Here is a 22,389-nt window from a genome sequence, read left to right as displayed (position 1 = left end):
GCGTTTTTTATGGTGAGGGTGTGAAGCTACTCCAGGTTCTTCCACCACGCATGCCCCGCATGCGGCTGCTTCAGGTGCAGCGGCTCCCCCATCTCGGGCGTGGTCAGCGCCACGCCCTGCTGCTGCGCCAGCGCGGCGATGCGGTCGAAAGGCTCCTGCCAGCGATGCAGGCCCAGGTCGAAGGTGCCGTTGTGCACCGGCAGCAGCCACTTCCCTTTCACGTCCAGGAAAGCCTGCAGGGTTTCCTCCGGCTGCATGTGCACGTCCGGCCACTGCTTGTCGTAGGCGCCGGTTTCCATCAGGGCCAGGTCGAAGGGTCCGTACTTGGCGCCGATCTCCTTGAAGCCGTCGAAGTAGCCGGTATCGCCGCTGAAGAACACACGCAGGTCCTGGTGCAGGATCACCCACGATGCCCACAGGGTGGAGTTAGCGTCGCCCAGGCCGCGCCCCGAGAAGTGCCGTGCCGGCGTGGCCACGAAGCGCACGCCGCCCACTTCCGTGTCCTGCCACCAGTCGAACTGCCGCACCTTGGCGCGCTCCACGCCCCAGCCGATCAAGCGGTCGCCCACGCCCAGCGGCGTCAGGAAGACCGAGGTCTTGGCGGCCAGCGCCATGATGGCGGCGTGGTCCAGGTGGTCGTAGTGGTCGTGCGACAGGATCACCGCCTTGATCGGCGGCAGGTCGGCGATGCCGATCGGTGGCGCATGGAAGCGCGCCGGCCCGGCCCACTGCACCGGCGAGGCGCGTTCGGAAAACACCGGGTCGGTCAGGTAGAACTCGCCGCCCAGCTTGATCAGCATGGTCGAATGGCCCAGGCGGTACAGGATGTTGTCGGGCGCCGCCAGCAGCGCATCCCGGGTCAGGCCGCGCACCGGCACCGGCTGCAGCGGGACGGTGCCGCTTGGCTTGTCGAACAGGAAAGTCCACCACAGGCGCGCCATCTCGCCGAAGCTGGTCTTGCGCATGGGGACGGGATTGCGGAATTTCCCGTCCTGGAATTGCGGTGAACTGTGGGCGACGGCGGCCGGGGCAAGGGTGCAGTAGGTCATGGTCGATACCAATCCGAGGAAAAGGAGGGCGAGCAGGAAGCGCATGGTTGATCTTGACGCAAAATGTACACTACACAGTGTAGTTTATAGATTTGGGAAAGTAAACTACTGAGTGTAAAATTTGCGCATGAACGTTCCTACCCGCCTTACCGACCGCAAGCGCAGCGCCATCCTCGCCGCCGCGGCCGAACAGTTCCGCCAGCATGGCTACGAGACCGCCAGCGTGGATGGCATCGCCGCGCTCGCGCAGGTGTCGAAGCGCACCGTGTACAACCACTTCTCCAGCAAGGAGGAGCTGTTCGCGGCGACGATCACGCAGATGTTCGAATCCAGCGTCGGGATGCTGGAGCTGGGCTACCGGAGCGACCGCAGCCTGCGCGAGCAGCTCACGGAACTCATGCGCCTGAAGATGCGTTCGCTGGACGATCCGGATTTCATCGCGCTGGCGCGCGTGGCGGTCGGCGAGGCGATCCACGCCCCGGAGCGCGCCCTGCCCGTGCTGTGCCGCCTGGGGGAGCGCGAGGAAGGCGTGACGGCCTGGATCCGCGCGGCGCAGGCCGACGGCAAGCTCAAGCCGGGCGATCCGGCCTTTGCAGCCACCCTGCTGCAAGGCCAGGTGAAAACCTTCGCCTTCTGGCCGCAGATCGCGATGGGCGCCCCGCGGCTCGGGCCGGAAGAACAGGAACGGGTGATCGAGGCCGCGGTGTCGATGTTCCTGTCTTATTTCGCCGCCGCGACCGGCTGAGAGTACGGGCGGATCAATCCGAAGTCGCGCAGCACCGCCTTGACGATGGCCATGCGCGCACCGGTATCCCGGGGGCGCTTGATGTCGAGATTCAGCGCAAAGAAGTAGACCTCGTCTTTGCGTTCCAGGTAGCCCACCAGCCAGCCGAGCTGGGGCTGTCCTTCCTCGCCCAGTCCCGCCCAGCCGCTCTTCCCGCTCAGGCGGTAGTCCGGCGTCTCTTCCAGCACCAGCATCTCCTTGGCCAGCCGGGTCGTACGCGCCGACAGGCCGAGCTTCCCGGCATGGAAGCGGCGCAGGAAGGCGGCCTGCTCGTCGGCCGAGATGCGCAGGCCGCCGGTCAGCCAGAAGCGGTCGATGCCGCCGGAGAGGTCGCGATTGCCGTAGCCGAAGCGGTCGACATAGGACTGCATCCGCGCCGGCCCCACCCGCCGCGCCACTTCCTGGTAATACCAGATCGCCGAATGCTTCAGCGCCGACTCCAGGGTATGGTCGCGGGCCCACACCGCCGGCCACCAGGGCTGGCGCGGCGTGCGTACGCTGTCCCAGGCAAGGCCGAAGTCCTTGCCCTCGGCCAACCCGGTCTCGAGGGCGACCAGGGTGTGCGGGATCTTGTAGGTCGAGGCGGGCAGGAAGCGCCGCGCCGCGCGGTCCGGCGCATGGCGCCGCAGCGCGCCGCTTTGCCCGTCGAGCAGCACGAAGGTTCCTTCCACGTCCGCCTCGCGGAAGCGGGCGCCGATGTCGACGTCCGGCAAGGCGGAGTGGGCGGAGTGGGCGGCAGCCAGGAGCAGGAGCATGAGCGGGCGTGCGGCGCGCAGGAAGGCATGCATGCTGTCTCTCAGCTCAGTTGAAGCTGCCATAACCGCGCGCCATGGCCGCCGCGAAGATGGGGATCAAGGCGAACAGCGCCGCCTGGGCATGCAGGAGGTGCCGTACGCGCGCGACTTCGGTGTCGTCCGGGCGATGGCTCGCGCGGCGCCAGCGGATGAACTGGATGGTAGGGCGCGCCGACAGTGCGCCGACCCCCGCGAACGTCGCGATCTTGGCCCAGAAGAAGCCGTTATGTGCGTAATAGTCCCAGCCTTTGGCGGCGAAGACCGCGCGCGCGAATCCGATGGCGATCATGGCCATGGCGAACAGGCCGTACAGGCGGTCGATGCGCGCGGCCAGGGCGACCTGGCCGGTCGTCATGCCGGGCCTGACGACCGTCAGCTCGACGGCCAGTACGCCGAACAGGGCGAACATTCCCAGGTGATGCAGGACAGCGAGCAGCAAATCGGTCATCGCGTTCTCCGGTGAGCAACATTAATCAGGACGCAATGATATGCCGGGATGCGGTGCGTCTCAACCATCCCGGGACCAGCACCCGGCACGGGGTGACGACGGCGGTTTCCTTGAAACTTCATTCTCGGAAACGCGTATCGATCTAGCCGTGTTAGGATCGCTGCATGGACCGACGAACCGACTACAAGACCGCCCTGCTCATCGAGAACGTGATCCATGAAGCCGCCAGCAACGGCCGGCCGACCGTGGCACGCGAGCTGGCCGGCATGGGCGTGCCGCTCGAAGTGACCCTGCGCGTGCTGACCCGGCCCGCCGAGCGCCGCAACCAGCTCCCAAGCATCGACCTGCCCACCACTCCCTGAACCGTACGCCCGTCCAAAAATTGGAGGAAGTCCTCGGATTTCGCACCCACCCGCCACGGATGGGGTTTGCTACACTGGGCAGCACCAACAACAACACTGGAGACCCAAATGCGACACCTGATGCGCGTCAGCCTGATTGCCGCCCTGCTCGCGATGCCTGCCGCCTGGGCGCAAAACGCTTCGCCGGTCGGCACCTGGAAAACCATCGATGACGAAACCGGCAAGCCGAAGGCCCTGGTCCGCATCACGGAAGAACAGGGCGTCCTGACCGGACGTATCGAAAAGCTGTTCCGCCCCGCCAACGAAGACCAGAATCCGAAGTGCGTGAAGTGCGAAGGTGCGCTCAAGGACCAGCCGATGATCGGCCTGACCATCCTCTCGGGCCTCAAGAAGGACGGCAACGAGTACACGGGCGGCGAGATCCTCGACCCGGCCAAGGGCAAGACCTACAAGAGCAAGGCCAGCCTGAAGGATGGCGGCAGCAAGCTCGAAGTGCGCGGCTACATCGGCGCGCCGATGTTCGGCCGCTCCCAGACCTGGGTGCGCGACCAGTAAGATCACGAAGCGGCCCAAGCGGCCGCTTTTTCGTGGGCTTGGCGGCTTCGCCGCCGACCCTACGTCACCGCAGCGAAGTCCACACTGACGATGTTGCGCACGCAAGCATTTTGGCGGACGCATGATTGCGGCTATGCTAATGCCAAGACGACGTCATCCTGAGCCACCGAGCATGAATCCGCCACCGATCACGCACACCGCGCGGCCCTTCTTCCGGGGCCGGGCCATGCGCGTGCTGCGCCTGCTGAGCCTGGCCGGCGGCGTGTTCGGCATCCTCCTGCCGGCAGCCCTGCTGGCCTCCACCGCGCACGGTATCCCGGACGCGGCCGAACCCTATATTTGCCTGCTGGGACTGGCGCTGGCCTCGACCGGCTTCTTCCTGGTGGCCATGACGGGCCACCGCATGAACCGCTCGCCCGTGCTGCGCTCGTTCGCGGCGCTGATGCTGCTGGTGCCCTTCGGCGCCAGCGCGATCGTGATCTGGCATGGCGACAACCTGATGATGGTCTGCATCTGCGCCTATTTGCTGGTGCTGACCATCCTGCTCTACTTGAGCTTTATCCATCCCTTGATGGTCGTCCCCACGCCGCGTAAGGCGTCGCCTGCGCCGCCGAGCGGGCAGCCGGGCAAGCGGCGCTACAGCCAGCCGGCGTCGCGCGCCGTCCGGTAGGCTTCCACGCGGTTGCCCGCGCCCAGCTTGCTGATCGCTTCCGACAGGTAGTTGCGCACCGTTCCCTCCGACAGATGCACCTGGCGCGCGATGTCGGCGCTGCTGCGCCCTTCCCCCGCCAGCCGCAGCACCTGGCGTTCGCGCTCGGTCAGCGGATCGCTGCCGCCGCTCCAGCTCTCCACGGCCAGCTCGGGCGCGATCGCGCGGCCGCCCCCGTGCACCGTGCGGATCGCCTCGGCCAGCGCATCGGCCGGCGCATCCTTGAGCAGGTAGCCGCGCACGCCGGCTTCCAGCGCGCGCCGCAGGTAGCCGCTGCGCCCGAAGGTCGTCACCACGATCACCCTGGACGGCGACTTCGCCTCGCGCAGGCGCGCGGCCAGTTCCAGGCCGGTCATGTGCGGCATCTCGATGTCGGTCAGGACGATGTCCGGCGCCAGCTCGGCGCACAGGGCGAGCGCGTCGCGGCCGTTGCCGGCGCTGCCGACCACGTCGAAATCGGGTTCCAGGCGCAGCAAGGCGCTCAAGGCGCCCAGCACCATCTTCTGGTCTTCGGCGATCAGGATGCGGATCAATTGGCCACCTCGTTCGGGACATGCAGTTCGAGTTCGAGTCCGCCGCGCACATGCAGGGCGAGCCGGCCCCCGATGGCGGAGACGCGTTCGCGCATGCCGTCCAGGCCATTGCCGCGCCGGAGTCCCTCCTCGCTGCGCAACTGGCCGTCGTCGGCCACCCGCAGCACGGCAACGCGGCCTTCCTGGGCCAGCGACAAGCTGCAGCGGCGCGCATCGGCGTGGCGCACGATGTTGGTGACGGCTTCGCGCAGCGCCAGCGCCACCACGTGCTCGGCGGCGGGCGCCAGCGGGAAGCGCTCGACTTGCTCGGTGAGCGCGACGTCGGCCGCGGCCAGGCTGGCGCGGGCGCTCGCCAGCGCCTGCGCCAGGCCGCTCTGGCGAACGTCCGTGACCGCGGCGCGCACCTCGGCCAGGGCCTGGCGCGCGCTGGTTTCGATGTCGGCGATCTCGCGCGCGCAGGCATCCATGTCGCGCCGCGCCAGCTTGCCCGCCAGTTCGGCCTTGAGGGCGATCAGGGACAGCGAGTGCCCCAGCAGGTCGTGCAGGTCGCGCGAGATGCGCTCGCGTTCGGCGATGCGGGCGAAATGCTCGACCTCTTCCTGCTTGCGCAGCAGCTGGGCGCGCGACTGGTGCAGGCGGCGGTCCATGATGGCCGACATCGCCACCGGCAGGCCGACGGTCAGCACCGGCAGCAGGAAGGTCATGCGCATGAAATCCACCCGCAGCGAGACCAGGGACGCGAAGGCCAGGACCGCGAGCGCGATGGGAACCGCGCGGCGGGTGGTGGATACGCCGCCGCACATGGCGCAGGCGAAGATGAAGAAGCTGGCGGCGCCGGCATTGTGCGGCGCCCAGAGCGCCCCGATCAGGCTGGACGCCACGATGCAGGCGCCCACCTGCCGGCCGCGCGCCCAGAAGCCGAAGAAGTACAGCGGCACGAAGACGAGCAAGGTCAGGGCCAGCAGGGCCGCTTCCAGCAGCGAGGGCGACACGTAGGCGTACTTCCACCCCATGAAGCCCAGGCTCAGGAGCCACAGGTAAGGCATCTTGCCCAGCTCCGGCGGGGTCCACGGACCTGCCAGCACGCGTCTGATCTTGTTCATGCCCGCTCTCGTCCTGTTCTCATCGTTGTCAGCGTTCGAGCAGGCGCACGTCGGCGATCTCGAAGCGGTAGGCGCCGGCCTTGGGCCCGGCGGTAAATCCTATCATGGTCGCCTGGGCCGGATCGATGCCGCGGAAGGCGCTGAAGGGAATGCTCACCTCGGCCCATTCCGTCCCCGCGGTGAAGGACGCATAGCCCGGCATGGCCACGCCCTGCGCCATCATCATCGCGCGGTAGGTGCCGCCGTCGCCGCGCACCTTGAAGCGCACCAGCCTGGCCGCGCTCAGGTCGACCGCCTGCATCGGGCGCTCGCCCGGCATGAAGGCCGCGCCGGCCCAGGCGTAGGGCAGGTCGGGCGCGATGCTGCCCGAGATGGCGAGCGGCACCTGGCCGTCGCCCAGGGCCGGCTGCGCCGCCAGGGTGGTGGTGGACTTGCCGCCGGCGACGGCGTCGGTGGTCGGCATCCAGCCGGAACCGAAGGGGCTGCCCAGCTTCGCTTCGCTGAACAGGCTGATGCGGCCGTCCGGCGGCAGCACCAAAGGCTTGCTGCCCGCCGCCTTGGCCTGTGCGGCCTGGGCGACCTGCCCGCGCTTTGCGTCGCGCATCGGGTTCACGCTTTCGCCGTCCTTCCACACTTCGACGATGCGGCGCGTGGCCGTGATGTCGGTGGTGGGGTCGCCCTCGACCAGCAGCAGGTCGGCCTTGCAGCCCTTGGCGACGCAGCCGCGCCTGCCCAGCTTGAAGGCGGCGGCCGGCGCGCTCGTACTTGCCGCCAGGGCTTCGGCTGGGCTCAGGCCCGCTTCGACCAGGGCCGCCAGTTCACGGTGCATGCTGATGCCGTACTGGGTGCCGGCATTGCCGGCGTCGCTGCCGGCCAGCAGCGGCACGCCCGCCCGGCGCAGTGCGGTGGTCAGCATGCGCGGGGCCGCCAGCAGGGCCGGCTGCCGCGTGGCGCCATAGCGCGCCTTCAGCTGACCCTGGGCTTCGCCGTCCAGCAAGCCGGCCAGCCGCGGATCGCGCAGCAGGTCGTCCTCGCGCGTGCCGGCCATGCTTTCCAGCACCGTGAAAGTGGGGATCACGAAGGCGCCCTTGGCGCGCGCCAGCCTGGCCAGGCTGTCGGCGCGCTCCTGCGGAACCGCCTCGCCCGGGAACAGGTGCACCAGGCCGTCGGCGCCGGCTTCCAGCACGGCGCGCGCATCCTGCTCGGTGCTGACGTGGACCACGGCCAGCTTGCCGCGGCGGTGGGCGGCGCCGATTACGGCTTGCACGGTGGCCAGGTCGAGCGTCTCGAACTTGCGCATGCCATGTCCGCCGCCCTCCATCACGATCTTGATGAAGTCCGAGCCTTCGGCGATGCGCGCGTCGACGAAGGCCTGGGCGTCCTGCGCGCGGGCCAGGGTCGGGATCGCCATGCCGAACTGGGTGCCGTGGCCACCCGGCGCGGTGACCAGGGTGCCGGCCGAGAACATGTCGGCGCGCCCCGCGTTCTTGCCGGCTTTCATGGCGGCCTTCATTTCCCGCATCAGGGGCACGCCCGTAAACATGTCGACCTGGGTCGTGACGCCGAACAGCAGCGGCAGGTCGTGGTCGCGGAAGGCATGGGTGTGGGAGTCGATCAGGCCCGGCAGCAAGGTGCGCCCTGCCCCCGGCACGACCCGCGCGCCCGGCGGAACCGGGCCACGGAAGTCGGCGTCGACGACCACGCCCCCCTCGAACAGCACCGAGCGGCGCTGGTGGGCGTTCTTGCCGTCGAAGACGCGGACGTCCTGGACCAGGGTAGCGGCGGCCGGCGCGGCGCCGCTCAGGATGAAGCCGGCGGCGGCCAGTACGGCTTTCAGGGCAGTGGTGTTCATGCGTTCCTCGCAGGGTGGTTGATGGACCCAGTATGCGGAAGCGGGAATGGCGGCGGCAGAGACCCTTGCCATCAAAACCGCATGACAATTGTCATGCGAACGGCAGCTCAGCCATAGCGATAAAGTTGAACTTCAGTCAACAAATATCAGGCAGCTTGTCGCGCACGGGCGACATACCGTGACGGCCTTGACATTGCTTTTATGCTATCTTTTGAGCTGCCGCCGATCCGGCAGGCGTAAGATCAAACGGTAAAACCCCATGAACGCCATCGAATTGTTCTCCTTACTGCAGAAACTGGAGCGGCCATGATCTTCGTGCGTCTTTTGTGTCTCGTGGCCGGCATCTTCATCCTGGTTGCGCCGCCCGTCGTACTCTATCCAACCGGGGGCGCCATGCCCGACGCGCTCAAGGCAGGCGCCATGCTCGCGGGCCTGGTACTGGCCTCTTCCGGATTCTTCCTGATCGGCATGACCGGCCACCGCATGCGCCGCTCTCCCGCACTACGCTCGCTGGCGGGCCTGCTGCTGGCCGCGCCGTTGCTGGCCGGCCTGGCCGTCATGTGGCGCGGCGGCTCGGAATTCATGTTGTGGGGCTGCAGCCTGATGCTGATGCTGACGGTCGTGCTCTACATGACCTTCGTGGTGCCGGTCGTCAGCGCGCAAGGCCATCGCCGCTTGCGCGCGCGCGAGACCTGCGAGCCGCACTTCTGAACCGGGCTGGCGGGGAAGCGCCCGTCCGGTCCTTCCCTGTCCTGGACTCGTGCCAGCCCTGCGGGACGGTGCTCCCCCCTCATTGACATATCGGTGAATCTCGATATACTCGCCGCATGGACCTGCTAGAAATCTTCAAAGCCCTTTCCAATCGCACGCGCCTCGACATCCTGAAAGGTTTGAAGGATCCGGCCAGGAACTTCCCTCCGCAGGATGAGGGCGACGTGCATACGGTGGGGGTCTGCGTCAGCAGTATCCAGGAAGGCGTTGGATTGTCCCAGTCGACGGTATCCGACTATCTTGCAACTTTGCAAAGAGCGGGCTTGGTCGAAGCCAGGCGTATCGGCCAATGGACCTATTACAAGCGGAACGAAGCAGCCATCAGCGCCCTTGCCGACATCATCGGGAAAGACTTGTAGCCCATTTTTTTATCACAATATATCGATAATTAGCGATATCCCTTTTTAACGAAACGAGAATGAGCATGAAAGCACTATTACTCACGTCATTTGGCGGTTCCGAAGCGTTTGAACTCCGCGACCTGCCCAAGCCTGTCCCAGGCGCCGGACAAGTGCTGGTCCAGGTGCACGCCACTTCCATCAACCCTCTGGATTACCAGGTCCGCCGCGGCGATTATGCCGACCTCGTGCCTCTCCCGGCCATCACCGGGCATGACGTGTCCGGCATCGTCGAAGCAGTGGGATCGGGCGTGACCGCTTTCTCGCCAGGGGACGAGGTCTGGTATACCCCGCAAATATTCGACGGGCCGGGAAGTTATTCGGAGTACCACCTTGCTTCCGAAAGCATCGTCGGCAAGAAGCCTCCTTCGCTGAGCCATCTCGAGGCGGCAAGCCTGAGCCTGGTTGGCGGGACGGCCTGGGAAGCACTGGTCGTGCGCGCCGCGTTGCGGGTGGGGGAAAGCATCCTGGTGCACGGCGGCGCGGGTGGCGTCGGCCATGTAGCGATCCAGCTCGCAAAAGCCATGGGCGCGCGGGTGTTCACGACCGTCCGCGGGGCGAACGCCGACTTCGTCCGGGGGCTGGGTGCCGACGTGGTCATCGATTATGAAACGGAAGATTATGTCAGCGCCATCATGCGTGAAACGGACGGCCGCGGAGTCGATGTGGTGTTCGACACCATCGGTGGCGATACCTTGTCGCGCAGCCCGGACGCGCTCGCACAGCTTGGCCGCGTCGTCACGATTGTGGACATTTCTCAGCCACAAAATGTGGTACAGGCCTGGGGCAAGAACGCCAGCTATCACTTTGTATTCACCAGACAACACCGCGGCAAGCTGGATGAGTTGAGTGCATTGGTGGCGCGCGGCCAGCTGCGGCCGCATATCGGGGCCGTGTATTCGCTGGCGGATATCCCGCTCGCCCATCGCAAGCTGGAGAGTCCTGGCCATGGCCTACGGGGAAAGATTGCAATTGCAGTCCGGCCGTCGGCCGACCCTGCGAGCAATGGCGCCTGAGCGATGGCGATCACTCGACGATGACACGCCGGGATGTGAAACCAGTGAAGATCCTGACCGCTTCGTGATGCCTTGCAGGCTGATCTTTGGATGAACCGATGGTCTAGCACATCGAAGAAAGCGGTTCTGCCGAGGAAGAAGTCGAGGACCTCGATAGCGCCGTCGGCATGAGCAAGCGTGGCGCCATGCACTGGCGGAGCCGGCGAGGCCCCGTCAAGCGGGCGGCAGATTATCCCAGAGGTCGCCTGTGGGGCTGATGCGCGGCGCGGTCACGCCGAAATGCTGGTACGCCAGCGGCGTGGCGATCCTCCCGCGCGGGGTGCGCTGCAAATAGCCTTGCTGGATCAGGTAGGGTTCCAGCACGTCCTCGATGGTGTCGGCCGCTTCGCCGATCGCCGCCGCCAGGTTGCCGATCCCCACCGGGCCGCCGGCGAACTTGAACAGCACCGCTTCCAGCAGCTTGCGGTCCATGACGTCGAAGCCGACGGTGTCGACGTCGAGCATCTTCAGGGCGCGGTCCGCCATGTCGACGGTGATTTCACCGTTGCCCTTCACTTCCGCATAGTCGCGCACGCGGCGCAGCAGCCGGTTGGCGATACGTGGCGTGCCGCGGGCACGCTTGGCCACTTCGCGCGCGCCCTCTTCCTTGATCGGCGCTTCCAGCAGCGCGGCGCTGCGCGCCACGATCTTGGTCAGCTCGTCGACGTTGTAGAACTCCAGGCGCGCCACGATGCCGAAGCGGTCGCGCAGCGGATTGGTCAGCATGCCGGCGCGGGTGGTGGCGCCGACCAGGGTGAAAGGCTGCAGGTCGAGCTTGACCGAGCGCGCGGCCGGCCCCTCACCGATCATGATATCGATCTGATAGTCCTCGAGGGCGGGATACAAGATCTCCTCGACCACCGGCGACAAGCGGTGGATCTCGTCGATGAACAGCACGTCGTTCGGCTCGAGATTGGTCAGCAGCGCGGCCAGGTCGCCCGGGCGCTCCAGCACCGGGCCGGACGTCTGGCGCAGGTTGACGCCCATCTCGCGCGCGATGATGTGCGCGAGCGTGGTCTTGCCCAGGCCCGGCGGACCGAACAGCAAGGTATGGTCGAGCGCCTCGCGCCGCTTGCGCGCGGCGTGGATGAAGATCTCGAGCTGGTCGCGGATCTTTTCCTGGCCGACGTATTCTTCCAGGTGTTTCGGGCGCAAGGCGCGTTCGATCGCCTCCTCGTTGGGCGAGGCCGGCGCGGAATCGATGATGCGCTGCTCGGTGAAGTTGTCGGTCTGGATGCTCATGCGTTAGGCTTTCGACAGCGCCTTCAGGGCGAACTTGATGCCATCCGACACGCTCGAACCGGCCGGCATGTTCTTGATCGCGAGGAGCGCTTCCTTGTCAGAATACCCCAAAGCGACCAGCGCATTGAGCACGTCCGCCTGGGCATCGTCGCGCACGGCGCCGCCCACCACGCCGATGTCGGCGCCCAGCTTGCCCTTGAGTTCCAGCAGCAGGCGCTCGGCGGTCTTCTTGCCGATACCGGGGATCTTCACCAGGCGGCCGGCTTCCTGCAGGGTAACGGCCTGCGACAGGTCGGCCACCGTCATGCCGGACAGGATGGCGAGCGCGGTGCGCGCGCCGATGCCGGTGATCTTGACCAGCTGGCGGAACAGCGCGCGCTCGGACGCGGAGCCGAAGCCGAACAGCAGGTGGGCGTCCTCGCGCACCGCGAGGTGGGTGAACAGCACCACCTTTTCGCCGGTATGCGGCAGGTTGTAGAAGGTGCTCATCGGCACGTCGACTTCATAGCCGACGCCGTTACAGTCCACCAGCACGTGGGGTGGCGCTTTTTCGAGCAGGATTCCGGAAAGGCGTCCGATCATGTTCTTGTTCCCTTAGACGAGACGGTTGCGCTTCATGCTCAACCCCTTTATGCGCAGGCCTTGCACCGCCGGCGCGGCGGCGTGGATCAGGGCCAGCGCGTCCATCGTGTTGGCGTGGCAGATCGCCACGCCGAGCGCGTCCGCGGCGTCGCTGCCCGGCAGGCCCGGCAGCTTGAGCAGGCGCGAGACCATGTCCTGGACCTGGGCCTTGGCGGCCTTGCCGGTGCCGACCACGGCCTGCTTCACCTGGACCGCCGTGTACTCCGCGACATCCAGGTCGGCGCCGACCAGGGCCGTGATCGCGGCGCCGCGCGCCTGGCCCAGCAGCAGGGTCGACTGCGGATTGACGTTGACGAAGACTTTTTCGATGGCCGCGCACATGGGCGCGTAGGTGGCGACGACTTCGCTCACGCCATCCAGGATGATCTTCAGGCGCGGCGGCAGCGCCCCCTCCAGGCCCGTCTTGATGGTGCCCGAGGCGATGTAGCGCAGCTTCGCGCCATGTTTTTCAATGACGCCGAACCCCGTCGTACGCAGGCCCGGGTCGATGCCGAGAATAATCATTGTGGAATGATATAGCGGCTGGGGGTGTTCGTGGGAAAAATACTGTAGAAAAACACAGTAAGTGGCGGTTTTGATCACACCACTTGGATGGCGGGATCCGCAGAAAGGATCCCGCCGGCAGGCAGATTAGTGACGGAAGTGACGGGTACCGGTGTACAGCATCACGACGCCGCGCTCATCGGCCGCGTCGATCACTTCCTGGTCGCGCATCGAGCCGCCCGGGTGAATGACGCAGGTCGCGCCCGCATCGACCACCACGTCCAGGCCGTCGCGGAAGGGGAAGAAGGCGTCCGAGGCCACGGCCGAACCGGCCAGGGAGAGGCCGGCGTTCTGCGCCTTGATCGAGGCGATGCGCGCCGAGTCGATGCGGCTCATCTGGCCCGCGCCCACGCCCAGGGTCATGCCGTTGCCGCAGAACACGATGGCGTTCGACTTGACGAACTTGGCCACGCGCCACGCGAACATCATGTCCTGCAGTTGCTGCTGGGTCGGCTGCTTCTTGGTGACCACGCGCAGGTCGCCCAGGCCCACGTTCTTCGCGTCCGGCGACTGCACCAGCAGGCCGCCGCCGACGCGCTTGACGTCGTAGGGGTTCTGGCCCGCGCCCAGCGGGATTTCCAGCAGGCGCACGTTCTGCTTGGCCGACATGATCTGGCGCGCATCGGGCGTGAAGCCCGGCGCGATCAGCACTTCCACGAACAGCTTGGCCAGCGCCTCGGCCGCCTTGCCGTCGACTTCGACGTTGAAGGCGATGATGCCGCCGAAGGCCGAGGTCGGGTCGGTCTGCAGGGCGCGGTTGTAGGCGTCCAGGGCGTCGGTGCCAATCGCCACGCCGCAGGGGTTGGCGTGCTTGACGATCACGCAGCCGGCCGGCTGGCCCAGGCCGCCCAGCGACTTGACGCATTCCCAGGCCGCGTCCGCGTCGGCGATGTTGTTGTACGACAGTTCCTTGCCCTGCAGCTGGCGGTAGTTGGCCAGCGCGCCGTCGATGGCGGCGATGTCGCGGTAGAAGGCGGCGCCCTGGTGCGGGTTCTCGCCGTAGCGCATGTCCTGGACCTTCTCGAAGCTCATGTTCAGGGTCTGCGGATAGCCGGAACGGGTGGCGTGCTGGCGGTCTTCGCCCAGGCTGGTCAGGTAGTTGGTGATCGCGCCGTCGTACTGGGCGGTATGGGCGAACACTTTCTTGGCCAGGCGGAACTTGGTCTCGTAGCTGACCGGGCCGGCCGCTTCGCCGGTGCCCTTCATCTCGGCCAGCACCACGCCGTAGTCGGCCGGGTCGACGATCACGACCACGTCGCGGTGGTTCTTGGCCGCCGAGCGCAGCATGGTCGGGCCGCCGATGTCGATGTTCTCGATCGCGTCTTCCAGCGAGCATTCTTCCTTGGCGACGGTCTGCTGGAACGGGTACAGGTTGACCACGACCATGTCGATCTGCGGAATGCCGTGCTCGTCCAGCTTGGCGACGTGCTCGGGCAGGTCGCGGCGCGCCAGGATGCCGCCGTGCACCTTCGGGTGCAGGGTCTTGACGCGGCCGTCGAGCATTTCCGGGAAACCAGTGTAGTCGGCGACCTCGGTCACCTGGACGCCATTGTCCTGCAGCAGCTTGGCGGTGCCGCCGGTGGACAGGATGTTGACGCCAAGCGCGCTGAGGGCGCGCGCGAAATCGAGCACGCCGGTCTTGTCGGAAACGGAGATGAGGGCTTGTTTGATCATGGTGTGGCCTGTTGTTGAGAATTCTTGCGCCCGGACGGCGGACCTGGGTCGGCCGCGTCGGTAAACGCGCGGCCACCATTCCCGCGCGTCAGAGCAGTCCGTGCTCTTGCAGTTTTTTTCGCAAAGTATTCCGGTTGATGCCCAGCATCTGGGCCGCATGCGACTGGTTGCCGTCGGCACGCGACATCACGACTTCGAGCACTGGCTTTTCAACGGTCAAGACCATCATGTCGTAGATATTGGTCGGTTTCTGCTCGCCCAGATCGTTGAAATAGTCCTCGAGGCTCTTCTGGACGACTTCCTGGATACTTTCTTTGCTCATGTTTGCTGCTTCATCCTGGTTAATGATTGCGCCGCTGCTCAGCAGCGTGTCCCCGAAATAATTTTTATTGTGTGGTCAAGCTTATGCCGCGATCGCTTCATCGGCAGGACGCGCGGGGCGGTATTGTAACCGCTCGCCGTACCGAAGTTGCGATTTGAAAAACTCGTCGACGGCCGCCAGCTGCTCGGCAGTCGATTCCATCAGGTTCATGCGCTGGCGGAACTCTTCCCCGCCGGCCAGGTCCTGGACGTACCAGCCGATGTGCTTGCGCGCGGTGCGCACGCCCACGTATTCGCCGTAGAAAGCGTAGTGGGCCGGCAGGTGTTCGTTCATGAGGGCGCGCACCTCTTCCACCTCGGGTGGCGGGAGGTGTTCGCCGGTGCGCAGGTAGTGGTCGATCTCGCGGCAGATCCAGGGGCGGCCCTGGGCCGCGCGGCCGATCATGACCGCATCCGCGCCCGTGTAGTCGAGCACGAACTTCGCTTTTTCGGGCGTGGTGATGTCGCCGTTGGCGACCACCGGGATGCCGACCGCCGCCTTGACGGCGCGGATGGTGTCGTATTCGGCGTCGCCCTTGTAGCCGTCGGCGCGGGTGCGGCCGTGCAGGGTCAGCATCTGGATGCCGGCCTGCTCGGCCAGGCGCGCGATGCGCAGGGCATTCTTGTTTTGGCGGTCCCAGCCGGTACGGAACTTCAGGGTGACCGGCACGTCGACGGCCTCGACCACCGCGTGCAGGATACGCTCGACCAGGTCCTCATGCTGCAGCAAGGCCGAACCGCACCAGCTGTTGCAGACCTTCTTGACCGGGCAGCCCATGTTGATGTCGATGATCTGGGCGCCGCGCTCGACGTTGAATTTGGCGCAATCGGCCAGGTCCTGCGGATCGGCGCCGGCGATCTGGACCGCCTTCGGCTCCATCTCGCCCGCGTGGTCGGTGCGCCGCGAGGTCTTTTCGCTGGCCCACAGGCGCGGGTTGGACGCCGCCATTTCGGATACCGCATAGCCCGCGCCGAGCTGCTTGCACAACTGGCGGAAGGGACGGTCGGTCACCCCGGCCATGGGGGCGACGAAGACATTATTACGCAGCGTGTAAGGACCGATTTGCACAGCGGAAAGTCACAGAAGTTTCTTGGGAACCTAGTATTTTACCCCAAGCGCTGCTCAAATTATCAGCAAATTTGTTGGAATTGTTGCGTGTACGATATTGGCAAGGTAGAAAAAAGGGGGGATGGAAACGTTGTCGAGGGTCTTGAGGGGTATCGCTAACAGGATGGGCTAACTCTTAGGTGGGAACTTGAGCCCCCGCCTTCGCGGGGATGACGACTCGACGGGTATCGCCGAAGTCACTGTCATTAGGTTTCACGCACCACTAAACAAGGTCATCCCCGCGCGGGCGGGGCCCCAAGTCCTGACCGAAGTTACTTATGGCAAATCATCCAGCGCCACCTGCCGAAGATGCTCCACCTCACCCCAGCTCACCAGCCTGAGCCTGCCCTCTTCCACCACGAAGCGGTTGACGCTCGCGTTATGCACCTTGAAATCGCGCGGGGTCTCCAGCGACAGCCCGAGCGCGGCGCGGTAGGCGCATTCGAGTACCCCGCCGTGCGCCACCAGCGCGAGGGTCTTGCCGGGATGCCCGGCCGCATGGCGCGCGATCGCCTCGGTCACACGCTCGAAAAACTGCCGGAAGCTCTCGCCCTGGTTCGTTCCGGGCGGGAGCTTCGCATCCACGTGCCGCGCCTGCCAGGCTGCGAAGTCGAGCGGAAAGCGGTCCGCGATCTCGCTGTACAGCAAGCCCTCGAAGCCGCCATAGCAGCGTTCGCGCAGCGCCGGGTCCTGCTCCAGCACCAGCCCACCCGCCGGCCGCGCACGCACGATGGCCTCGGCCGTCTGGCGTGCGCGCTGCAGGTCGCTCGACACGATGCGGTCGATCGGCTCGCCGGCCAGGGCCGCGGCCAGGGCGGCGGCCTGGCGTTCGCCCTCGGCGTTCAGGGCGATGTCGAGATGGCCCTGCAGGCGGCGCTCCGCGTTCCAGGCGGTCTCGCCGTGGCGGATCAATAACATCGTGGTCGCGCCCGCGGGCGCTGCTTCTATATTCGACAGCATGAGGTTCGTGCACCCGAACCTCGGGGCAGCCTTTGGTAAATGGTTATCTAAGCACTTCGGACATGACATCGGGGTTCAGCGAATACACGCCGAACATCCGCGCCTCGTCCAGGATATGCCCCTGGATGGCCAGCCGCGCCTCGACACCGGTGAAGCGCCCTTCCAGGGGCAGCCGCGGAATGTCGAGCGCGTACAGCGTAAACAAATAGGTGTGTATGCGCTCATCGTTCCAGGGCGGGCACGGCCCGTCGTAGCCATAGAACTCGCCCGCCATGTCGGGGTCGCTCGCGAACCAGCCCGTGTAGTCGTTCACGCCATGGCGCAGCTGGTGCTCGGTGCCGTTCTTGATGGTGAAAGGCACCAGCGGACCGGGCTTGCCGTGCGGCGTGACCATGTCCGAGAACATGCCCTCGGCCAGCGACTTCAGGCACACCGGGATATCGACCAGGGTCCAGTGGAAGAAGTCCACGCGCGGCAGCGAGGCCGGCACGGTGCGCCCTTCCTTGTTGACGTCGCTTCCCTCGGACGGCACGTCCGGGTCGTGGCAAATCAGCACCAGCGACTGGGTGCCGGCCGGCACCTCGTCCCAGGCGATATGCGGATTACGGTTGCTCGACAGCTTGACGTGCGTGACCGGGTCGATGACCGCGAACGCGCACTCGGACGGGATCTCCCCGCCATCGTCAAATGAATCGCTCCAGATTCTCATATGTCCTCCCAGGCCCTGATGCTATTGACCCCGCCCGGCGCCGCTTTGTTTCAGCGTGAAGTCCCGACCGGATCAACCTGCAGCCAGAACGTCACCGGGCCATCGTTTGTCAGAGACACCTTCATGTCGGCCCCAAAACGGCCGGTTTCGACGATGCCATGACGGGCCCGGGCCTGGCGCACGACATGGTCGAACAGGCGCCGGCCGTCTTCCGGCGCGGCGGCCGGCGAAAACGAGGGGCGCGTGCCCGATTTCGTGTCCGCCGCCAGGGTGAACTGGGGCACCAGCAGCAGGCCGCCGCCGGTGTCGGTCACGCTGCGGTTCATCTTGCCGGCGTCATCCGAAAAGACGCGGTAGGACAGCAGCTTGGCCAGCAGCGCCTCGGCCTCGCGCTCGGTATCGCCCTTTTCGGCGCAGACCAGCACCATCAGGCCGGGACCGATGGCGCCGACGGTGTCGCCGTCGACCCGCACTTGCGCGTCGCTGACTCGTTGCAGCAGCCCGATCATGCAGACACGGTCACGCGGGCGAACTTGCGCTTGCCCACCTGCACCACCACGCTGCCGGCGCCCACCTGCAGGCCCTTGTCGCTGACCACGGCGCCGTCGATGCGCACGCCGCCCTGGTCGATCATGCGCATGGCTTCCGAGGTCGAGGCGCACAGTCCGGCCTGCTTCAGCACCTGCGGCAGGCCCATCGGCGCACCCGACAGCGCCACTTCCGGCACCTCGTCCGGAATGCCGCCCTTGGAGCGGTTGACGAAGTCGGCCAGCGCGTCCTCGGCCGCCTGGGCCGAATGGAAGCGGGTCACGATCTCCTTGCCCAGCGCCACTTTCGCATCGCGGGGGTTGGCGCCGCCGGCGATCCCGGCCTTCAGGCGGGCGATATCGTCGAGCGAGCGGAAGGACAGCAGGTCGTAGTACTTCCACATCATCTCGTCCGAGATGCTCATCAGCTTGCCGAACATGGTATTGCCCGGCTCGGTGATGCCGATGGTGTTGTTCTTGGACTTGGACATCTTCTCGACGCCGTCCAGGCCCTCCAGCAAGGGCATGGTCAGGATGCACTGAGGCTCCTGGCCGTAGTCTTTTTGTAACTCGCGGCCAACAAGGAGGTTGAACTTCTGGTCGGTGCCCCCAAGTTCAAGATCTGCGTGCAAAGCGACCGAATCATAGCCCTGCATCAAAGGGTAAAGGAACTCATGCACCGCAATCGGAGTCCCACTCTTGTAGCGCTTGGTGAAATCGTCGCGCTCCATCATGCGCGCCACGGTGTAGCGCGAGGCCAGCTGGATCATCCCGCGTGCGCCCAGCGGATCGCACCATTCGGAGTTGTAGCGGATTTCCGTACGGCCGGCGTCCAGCACCAGGGATGCCTGGCGGAAGTAAGTCATCGCATTCGCCTCGACCTGCTCGCGGGTCAGCGGCGGACGGGTGGCGTTGCGGCCCGACGGGTCGCCAATCATCGAGGTGAAGTCGCCGATCAGGAAAATCACCTGATGGCCGAGGTCTTGTAGCTGGCGCAGTTTATTCAGCACCACGGTATGGCCCAGGTGCAAATCGGGCGCCGTCGGGTCCAGGCCGAGCTTGATGCGCAGGGGTGTGCCGCTCTGCTCGGAACGCGCCAGCTTCTGGGCAAATTCGCTTTCGATCAGCAGTTCGTCCACGCCGCGCTTGGCGATGGCGAGCGATTCGAGCACCTTGTCGGTCAGTGGCAGGGGTGTGGAAGGGTTCACCGGTTTGCCGTGTCCGGCCGATGCGTTGGAAGTCATAAATTCTTGTAGGAAAGAGGCTAAAACGGTTGTAGGACCATAACCTGTGGTATGATGCTCGATCTTGTTTCTGTTGCTTTGCGAAAACTTTTCAAAGCGACAAGAAATTACGGTCCCTAGAAGTTCAGCCGCAAATTTTAACTGATTGCATGAACCCTATACATAAAATCACTGGCAACCGCCTGCTGCAACTGCTCCCGAAGACCCGCAAGACGCGCATCGTCAGCGCCGGCGCCGTCTTCCTGAGCCTGTGCGCGTTCGGCGCTGTTGGCGTGGCTCCTATCGCACCAGACGCGTCGGATCTCCCCGTCAAGCAAGTCGCCCAGAATCTGGAACTGCCGAACCTGGCCGACCAGATCGCCGCCCTCCAGCAGGACGAGCAGCAATTCATCCGCGAAGAGCGTATCCGCCCAGGCGATTCGCTCGGCTCCCTCTTCAACCGTCTTGGCGTGAACGACGCCGACGCCCAGAAATTCGTCCGCTCGGACAAGGTCGCACGCCGCCTGCTGTCCCTCAAGAACGGCAAGCGCATCCAGGCCGAAACCGATGAGAACGGCTTGCTGCTGTCGCTGCGCGGCACCATCACCGAAGGCAAGAACGGCGATGCGCGCACCATCACCGTGGCGCGCAAGGGCGACGGCTTCAGCGTGACCGACATGCCCGCCAAGCTCGAGCGCCGTGTGGAAATGCGCTCGCGCGACATCACCAGCTCGCTGTACTCGGCCACCGACTCCAACGTCGACGGCGGCAGCCTGCCGGATTCGATCGTCGGCCAGATCATCGAGATGTTCTCGACCAGCATCGACTTCCGCTCGGACCTCAAGCGCGGCGACCGCTTCAGCGTGGTGTACGAAACCTATTGGCTCGACGGCGAACTGGTCAAGACCGGCCGCATCCTGGCCGGCGAGTTCGTCAACCGCGGCGTGGCTTACCAGTCGGTGTGGTACGAAGACCCGGTCACCAAGCAGGGCGGCTACTACACCCTGGACGGCAAGGCGCTGAAAAAGGCATTCCTGAAGTCGCCGCTCGAGTTCTCGCGTATCTCGTCGGGCTTCTCGATGCGCGTGCACCCGATCTCGGGCAAGTGGAAGGCGCACAAGGGCGTCGACTACGCGGCCGGCACCGGCACCCCGATCCGCGCGGTCGGCGACGGCACCATCGACTTCGCCGGCGTGTCCGGCGGCTACGGCAACATGGTCGTGCTCAAGCACTGGTCGAACTACAGCACCGCCTACGCACACATGAGCCGCTTCGCCAGCGGCCTGCGCAAGGGCCAGAAGGTCAGCCAGGGCCAGGTGATCGGCTACGTCGGCTCGACCGGCTGGTCGACCGGCGCCCACCTGCACTACGAGTTCCGCGTCGCCGGCCAGGCCAAGGACCCGAACCAGTTCAAGTCGCTGGCCCAGCAGCCGCTGAGCCAGTCCGAACTGTCGCGCTTCCGCATGGCGGCTGCCGAGATGAACCACCGCTTCTCGCTGCTGGCCCCGAGCGGCGGCACGACGATGGCTGCGCGCTGATCGTCGGCTTCTGAACGTGAAACGCCCTCCGCTGCTTCGTGCACCGGGGGGCGTTTTGTTTGGAGCTGTGGGCTGAGCTGATAAACTTGGGTCCCCGCCTTCGCGGGGATGACGTTCGGAAGGTGCAGGCCACAAGTACACACTCTGGCCTTCTACTTCAGCACGTCATCCCCGCGCAGGCGGGGACCCAAGTTTGCTCGCAGACCACCCACGCCCGCGTACACCAAGCAAAAACCATGACCCACACCCCCACCCTCTACATCGGCCTGATGTCCGGCACCAGCCTCGACGGCGTCGACGGCGTGCTGGCCGACTTCACGAACGGCGCCATCCGCACCCTGGCCGCCGCCTTCGCCCCCTTCCCGCCCGAACTGCGCGCCGAACTGATGGCCCTGCAAGCCGCCAGCCCGAACGAACTGGAACGCGAAGCCCTGGCCGCCAACGGCCTGGCCCTGGCCTATGCCGAGTGCGTGCGCGCCCTGCTGCCCTCGGCCGCCGGGCCGGTGGCCGCGGTCGCCGTCCACGGCCAGACCATCCGCCACCGCCCTGAGCTCGGCTTCACCCGCCAGACCAACAATCCGTCCCTCCTTGCCGAACTGACCGGCATCGACGTGATCGCCGACTTCCGCAGCCGCGACATCGCCGCCGGCGGCCAGGGCGCGCCCCTGGTGCCGGCCTTCCACGAAGCCGCCTTCGGCAAGCCGGGCACGCCGCGCGTGGTGGTGAACATTGGTGGCATCGGCAACATCAGCGTGCTGCATGGCGATGGCCGCGTGACCGGTTTCGATACCGGCCCGGGCAATGTCCTGATCGATTTGTGGATCGCACGCCACAAGGGGCAGCCCTACGACGAGGACGGCGCCTGGGGCGCCAGCGGCACGGTCGACGCCACCCTGCTGGAGATCCTGCTCGACGAGCCCTATTTCCGCCAGCCGGCGCCCAAGAGCACCGGCCGCGACCTGTTCCACGCCCAGTGGCTGGACGCCAGGCTTGCCCAATGCCCGGGGGTGGCGCCGGCGGACGTGCAGGCCACCCTCACCCGCCTGACGGCGCTGACGATCGCGCGCGCGATCCAGGGCGAGGGCGTGAAGCCGGATGCGGTGTATGTCTGCGGTGGCGGCGCCTACAACGCTACCCTGCTGCGCGACATCGGCGCGGCGCTGGACGGGGTGAAGGTGGAATCGACGGCGGCGCTCGGCGTGGCGCCGAACCGGGTGGAGGCGCTGGCCTTCGCCTGGCTGGGCTGGCGCTTCGCCACCCGCCAGCCGGGAAACCTGCCGGCCGTCACCGGCGCGCGCGGCCCGCGCATCCTGGGGGCGCTGTATCCCGCGTAAACGAAGACCAGGTCGCCACCTGCAGGGTTGGCGGCTCCGCTGGCGGGCTCGATTGCTCTTCGGCCAAGCATCGCCGGAGCGCCGGCCGCCGCGTCGGCGGCAGTGCCGCCGGCCCT

25 protein-coding genes are annotated in these 22,389 nt (G+C 66.1%); 9 read left to right on the top strand and 16 right to left on the bottom strand.

Annotated elements, in window-relative coordinates; translation table 11 throughout:
- Positions 1-26: 26 nt before the first annotated feature.
- On the bottom strand, positions 27-1,094 hold the full coding sequence (locus V7778_RS14955) for an MBL fold metallo-hydrolase (protein ID WP_335556542.1): 1,068 nt from the start codon (positions 1,092-1,094) through the stop codon (positions 27-29).
- Positions 1,095-1,176: 82 nt separating this feature from the next.
- Here V7778_RS14955 and V7778_RS14950 point away from each other — a divergent pair, with 82 nt between their 5' ends.
- Entirely contained in the window at positions 1,177-1,794 is a 618-nt protein-coding gene (locus tag V7778_RS14950) for a TetR/AcrR family transcriptional regulator (protein WP_335556539.1), read from the top strand.
- Here V7778_RS14950 and V7778_RS14945 read toward each other — a convergent pair.
- Together V7778_RS14945 and V7778_RS14940 are read right to left on the bottom strand one after the other, a co-directional pair.
- Positions 1,770-2,621 carry a penicillin-binding transpeptidase domain-containing protein gene (locus V7778_RS14945; protein ID WP_335556538.1) on the bottom strand — a complete coding sequence of 284 codons (852 nt, stop codon included), beginning with the start codon at positions 2,619-2,621 and terminating at the stop codon, positions 1,770-1,772. The two genes, V7778_RS14950 and V7778_RS14945, sit on opposite strands and share 25 nt — an antisense overlap.
- A gap of 13 nt (positions 2,622-2,634) precedes the next feature.
- Positions 2,635-3,075 (bottom strand): DUF2214 family protein, encoded by a 441-nt coding sequence (locus V7778_RS14940; RefSeq protein WP_335556536.1) that lies wholly within the window; start codon positions 3,073-3,075, stop codon positions 2,635-2,637.
- A gap of 164 nt (positions 3,076-3,239) precedes the next feature.
- Between V7778_RS14940 and V7778_RS14935 the strand changes: the two genes are divergently transcribed.
- The 3 genes from V7778_RS14935 (at position 3,240) to V7778_RS14925 (ending at position 4,662) form a co-directional block, all read left to right on the top strand.
- Positions 3,240-3,437 carry a hypothetical protein gene (locus V7778_RS14935; protein ID WP_335556534.1) on the top strand — a complete coding sequence of 66 codons (198 nt, stop codon included), beginning with the start codon at positions 3,240-3,242 and terminating at the stop codon, positions 3,435-3,437.
- Positions 3,438-3,545: 108 nt separating this feature from the next.
- Positions 3,546-3,992 (top strand): DUF2147 domain-containing protein, encoded by a 447-nt coding sequence (locus tag V7778_RS14930; RefSeq protein WP_335556532.1) that lies wholly within the window; start codon positions 3,546-3,548, stop codon positions 3,990-3,992.
- Positions 3,993-4,164: 172 nt separating this feature from the next.
- Positions 4,165-4,662, top strand: coding sequence for a hypothetical protein (locus V7778_RS14925; RefSeq protein WP_335556530.1), 498 nt, complete (start codon positions 4,165-4,167; stop codon positions 4,660-4,662).
- Here the strand turns inward: V7778_RS14925 and V7778_RS14920 are convergent.
- Genes V7778_RS14920 through V7778_RS14910 form a run of 3 tightly spaced genes read right to left on the bottom strand, consistent with a single transcriptional unit; the run spans position 4,629 to position 8,189 of the window.
- Positions 4,629-5,234, bottom strand: coding sequence for a response regulator transcription factor (locus tag V7778_RS14920; protein ID WP_335556529.1), 606 nt, complete (start codon positions 5,232-5,234; stop codon positions 4,629-4,631). The two genes, V7778_RS14925 and V7778_RS14920, sit on opposite strands and share 34 nt — an antisense overlap.
- The gene (locus tag V7778_RS14915) at positions 5,231-6,337 is read right to left on the bottom strand and encodes a sensor histidine kinase (protein WP_335556527.1); all 1,107 of its coding nucleotides are present in this window, start codon (positions 6,335-6,337) and stop codon (positions 5,231-5,233) included. Before V7778_RS14915 ends, V7778_RS14920 begins: the two co-directional genes overlap by 4 nt.
- A 28-nt stretch (positions 6,338-6,365) precedes the next feature.
- Positions 6,366-8,189: a CIA30 family protein gene (locus V7778_RS14910; RefSeq protein ID WP_335556525.1), complete on the bottom strand. Its 1,824-nt coding sequence runs from the start codon at positions 8,187-8,189 to the stop codon at positions 6,366-6,368.
- Positions 8,190-8,495: 306 nt separating this feature from the next.
- On the opposite strand from V7778_RS14910, the gene V7778_RS14905 reads away from it, so the two are divergent.
- The 3 genes from V7778_RS14905 to V7778_RS14895 all read left to right on the top strand — a co-directional run bounded on the left by V7778_RS14905 (position 8,496) and on the right by V7778_RS14895 (position 10,374).
- A complete protein-coding gene (locus V7778_RS14905; RefSeq protein WP_335556523.1) occupies positions 8,496-8,900 on the top strand; it encodes a hypothetical protein in 405 nt (134 codons plus the stop codon).
- A 116-nt stretch (positions 8,901-9,016) separates the two neighbouring features.
- On the top strand, positions 9,017-9,319 hold the full coding sequence (locus tag V7778_RS14900) for an ArsR/SmtB family transcription factor (protein ID WP_335556522.1): 303 nt from the start codon (positions 9,017-9,019) through the stop codon (positions 9,317-9,319).
- Positions 9,320-9,384: 65 nt separating this feature from the next.
- Entirely contained in the window at positions 9,385-10,374 is a 990-nt protein-coding gene (locus tag V7778_RS14895) for a zinc-dependent alcohol dehydrogenase family protein (protein WP_335556583.1), read from the top strand.
- Positions 10,375-10,587: 213 nt separating this feature from the next.
- Here V7778_RS14895 and ruvB read toward each other — a convergent pair whose 3' ends face one another.
- From ruvB to tyrS, 10 genes are all read right to left on the bottom strand, one after another.
- A complete protein-coding gene (gene ruvB, locus V7778_RS14890) occupies positions 10,588-11,655 on the bottom strand; it encodes a Holliday junction branch migration DNA helicase RuvB (RefSeq protein ID WP_335556520.1) in 1,068 nt (355 codons plus the stop codon).
- Between the two features lie 3 nt (positions 11,656-11,658).
- Positions 11,659-12,237: a Holliday junction branch migration protein RuvA gene (ruvA, locus tag V7778_RS14885; RefSeq protein ID WP_335556518.1), complete on the bottom strand. Its 579-nt coding sequence runs from the start codon at positions 12,235-12,237 to the stop codon at positions 11,659-11,661.
- A gap of 12 nt (positions 12,238-12,249) precedes the next feature.
- Positions 12,250-12,801, bottom strand: coding sequence for a crossover junction endodeoxyribonuclease RuvC (gene ruvC, locus V7778_RS14880; RefSeq protein WP_335556516.1), 552 nt, complete (start codon positions 12,799-12,801; stop codon positions 12,250-12,252).
- Between the two features lie 126 nt (positions 12,802-12,927).
- Positions 12,928-14,514 (bottom strand): bifunctional phosphoribosylaminoimidazolecarboxamide formyltransferase/IMP cyclohydrolase, encoded by a 1,587-nt coding sequence (gene purH / locus V7778_RS14875; RefSeq protein ID WP_335556513.1) that lies wholly within the window; start codon positions 14,512-14,514, stop codon positions 12,928-12,930.
- Between the two features lie 88 nt (positions 14,515-14,602).
- Positions 14,603-14,836 carry a helix-turn-helix domain-containing protein gene (locus V7778_RS14870; protein WP_005667930.1) on the bottom strand — a complete coding sequence of 78 codons (234 nt, stop codon included), beginning with the start codon at positions 14,834-14,836 and terminating at the stop codon, positions 14,603-14,605.
- Positions 14,837-14,917: 81 nt separating this feature from the next.
- Positions 14,918-15,943 carry a tRNA dihydrouridine synthase DusB gene (gene dusB, locus V7778_RS14865; protein WP_335556507.1) on the bottom strand — a complete coding sequence of 342 codons (1,026 nt, stop codon included), beginning with the start codon at positions 15,941-15,943 and terminating at the stop codon, positions 14,918-14,920.
- A 315-nt stretch (positions 15,944-16,258) separates the two neighbouring features.
- Positions 16,259-16,900 carry a histidine phosphatase family protein gene (locus V7778_RS14860; protein WP_335556505.1) on the bottom strand — a complete coding sequence of 214 codons (642 nt, stop codon included), beginning with the start codon at positions 16,898-16,900 and terminating at the stop codon, positions 16,259-16,261.
- An 85-nt stretch (positions 16,901-16,985) separates the two neighbouring features.
- Positions 16,986-17,651 carry a YbhB/YbcL family Raf kinase inhibitor-like protein gene (locus V7778_RS14855; protein WP_335556502.1) on the bottom strand — a complete coding sequence of 222 codons (666 nt, stop codon included), beginning with the start codon at positions 17,649-17,651 and terminating at the stop codon, positions 16,986-16,988.
- A gap of 50 nt (positions 17,652-17,701) precedes the next feature.
- Positions 17,702-18,160: a D-aminoacyl-tRNA deacylase gene (gene dtd / locus V7778_RS14850; RefSeq protein WP_335556500.1), complete on the bottom strand. Its 459-nt coding sequence runs from the start codon at positions 18,158-18,160 to the stop codon at positions 17,702-17,704.
- Positions 18,157-19,422, bottom strand: a complete 1,266-nt coding sequence (gene tyrS / locus V7778_RS14845) for a tyrosine--tRNA ligase (RefSeq protein ID WP_335556498.1) — start codon at positions 19,420-19,422, stop codon at positions 18,157-18,159. The genes dtd and tyrS overlap by 4 nt, the downstream gene beginning before the upstream one ends.
- A 149-nt stretch (positions 19,423-19,571) precedes the next feature.
- Here tyrS and V7778_RS14840 point away from each other — a divergent pair, with 149 nt between their 5' ends.
- Positions 19,572-20,939, top strand: a complete 1,368-nt coding sequence (locus V7778_RS14840) for a M23 family metallopeptidase (protein ID WP_335556496.1) — start codon at positions 19,572-19,574, stop codon at positions 20,937-20,939.
- Between the two features lie 236 nt (positions 20,940-21,175).
- Positions 21,176-22,273 (top strand): anhydro-N-acetylmuramic acid kinase, encoded by a 1,098-nt coding sequence (locus tag V7778_RS14835; RefSeq protein WP_335556494.1) that lies wholly within the window; start codon positions 21,176-21,178, stop codon positions 22,271-22,273.
- Positions 22,274-22,389 lie beyond the last annotated feature (116 nt).

The organism is Massilia sp. DD77 (assembly GCF_036961685.1).
In the GTDB taxonomy this organism is placed as follows: Bacteria; Pseudomonadota; Gammaproteobacteria; order Burkholderiales; family Burkholderiaceae_D; genus Telluria.
Note: the sequence above shows the minus strand (reverse complement) of the source record. Positions and strands in the feature narration are given on the sequence as shown.

Bases quoted from the DNA above. Each gene is read 5' to 3' on its own strand.
- V7778_RS14955 (WP_335556542.1), bottom strand. From the start codon at position 1,094: ATGCGCTTCCTGCTCGCCCTCCTTTTCCTCGGATTGGTATCGACCATG.
- V7778_RS14950 (WP_335556539.1), top strand. From the start codon at position 1,177: ATGAACGTTCCTACCCGCCTTACCGACCGCAAGCGCAGCGCCATCCTC.
- V7778_RS14945 (WP_335556538.1), bottom strand. From the start codon at position 2,621: ATGCATGCCTTCCTGCGCGCCGCACGCCCGCTCATGCTCCTGCTCCTG.
- V7778_RS14940 (WP_335556536.1), bottom strand. From the start codon at position 3,075: ATGACCGATTTGCTGCTCGCTGTCCTGCATCACCTGGGAATGTTCGCC.
- V7778_RS14935 (WP_335556534.1), top strand. From the start codon at position 3,240: ATGGACCGACGAACCGACTACAAGACCGCCCTGCTCATCGAGAACGTG.
- V7778_RS14930 (WP_335556532.1), top strand. From the start codon at position 3,546: ATGCGACACCTGATGCGCGTCAGCCTGATTGCCGCCCTGCTCGCGATG.
- V7778_RS14925 (WP_335556530.1), top strand. From the start codon at position 4,165: ATGAATCCGCCACCGATCACGCACACCGCGCGGCCCTTCTTCCGGGGC.
- V7778_RS14915 (WP_335556527.1), bottom strand. From the start codon at position 6,337: ATGAACAAGATCAGACGCGTGCTGGCAGGTCCGTGGACCCCGCCGGAG.
- V7778_RS14910 (WP_335556525.1), bottom strand. From the start codon at position 8,189: ATGAACACCACTGCCCTGAAAGCCGTACTGGCCGCCGCCGGCTTCATC.
- V7778_RS14905 (WP_335556523.1), top strand. From the start codon at position 8,496: ATGATCTTCGTGCGTCTTTTGTGTCTCGTGGCCGGCATCTTCATCCTG.
- V7778_RS14900 (WP_335556522.1), top strand. From the start codon at position 9,017: ATGGACCTGCTAGAAATCTTCAAAGCCCTTTCCAATCGCACGCGCCTC.
- V7778_RS14895 (WP_335556583.1), top strand. From the start codon at position 9,385: ATGAAAGCACTATTACTCACGTCATTTGGCGGTTCCGAAGCGTTTGAA.
- ruvB (WP_335556520.1), bottom strand. From the start codon at position 11,655: ATGAGCATCCAGACCGACAACTTCACCGAGCAGCGCATCATCGATTCC.
- ruvA (WP_335556518.1), bottom strand. From the start codon at position 12,237: ATGATCGGACGCCTTTCCGGAATCCTGCTCGAAAAAGCGCCACCCCAC.
- ruvC (WP_335556516.1), bottom strand. From the start codon at position 12,801: ATGATTATTCTCGGCATCGACCCGGGCCTGCGTACGACGGGGTTCGGC.
- purH (WP_335556513.1), bottom strand. From the start codon at position 14,514: ATGATCAAACAAGCCCTCATCTCCGTTTCCGACAAGACCGGCGTGCTC.
- V7778_RS14870 (WP_005667930.1), bottom strand. From the start codon at position 14,836: ATGAGCAAAGAAAGTATCCAGGAAGTCGTCCAGAAGAGCCTCGAGGAC.
- V7778_RS14860 (WP_335556505.1), bottom strand. From the start codon at position 16,900: ATGTTATTGATCCGCCACGGCGAGACCGCCTGGAACGCGGAGCGCCGC.
- V7778_RS14855 (WP_335556502.1), bottom strand. From the start codon at position 17,651: ATGAGAATCTGGAGCGATTCATTTGACGATGGCGGGGAGATCCCGTCC.
- dtd (WP_335556500.1), bottom strand. From the start codon at position 18,160: ATGATCGGGCTGCTGCAACGAGTCAGCGACGCGCAAGTGCGGGTCGAC.
- tyrS (WP_335556498.1), bottom strand. From the start codon at position 19,422: ATGACTTCCAACGCATCGGCCGGACACGGCAAACCGGTGAACCCTTCC.
- V7778_RS14840 (WP_335556496.1), top strand. From the start codon at position 19,572: ATGAACCCTATACATAAAATCACTGGCAACCGCCTGCTGCAACTGCTC.
- V7778_RS14835 (WP_335556494.1), top strand. From the start codon at position 21,176: ATGACCCACACCCCCACCCTCTACATCGGCCTGATGTCCGGCACCAGC.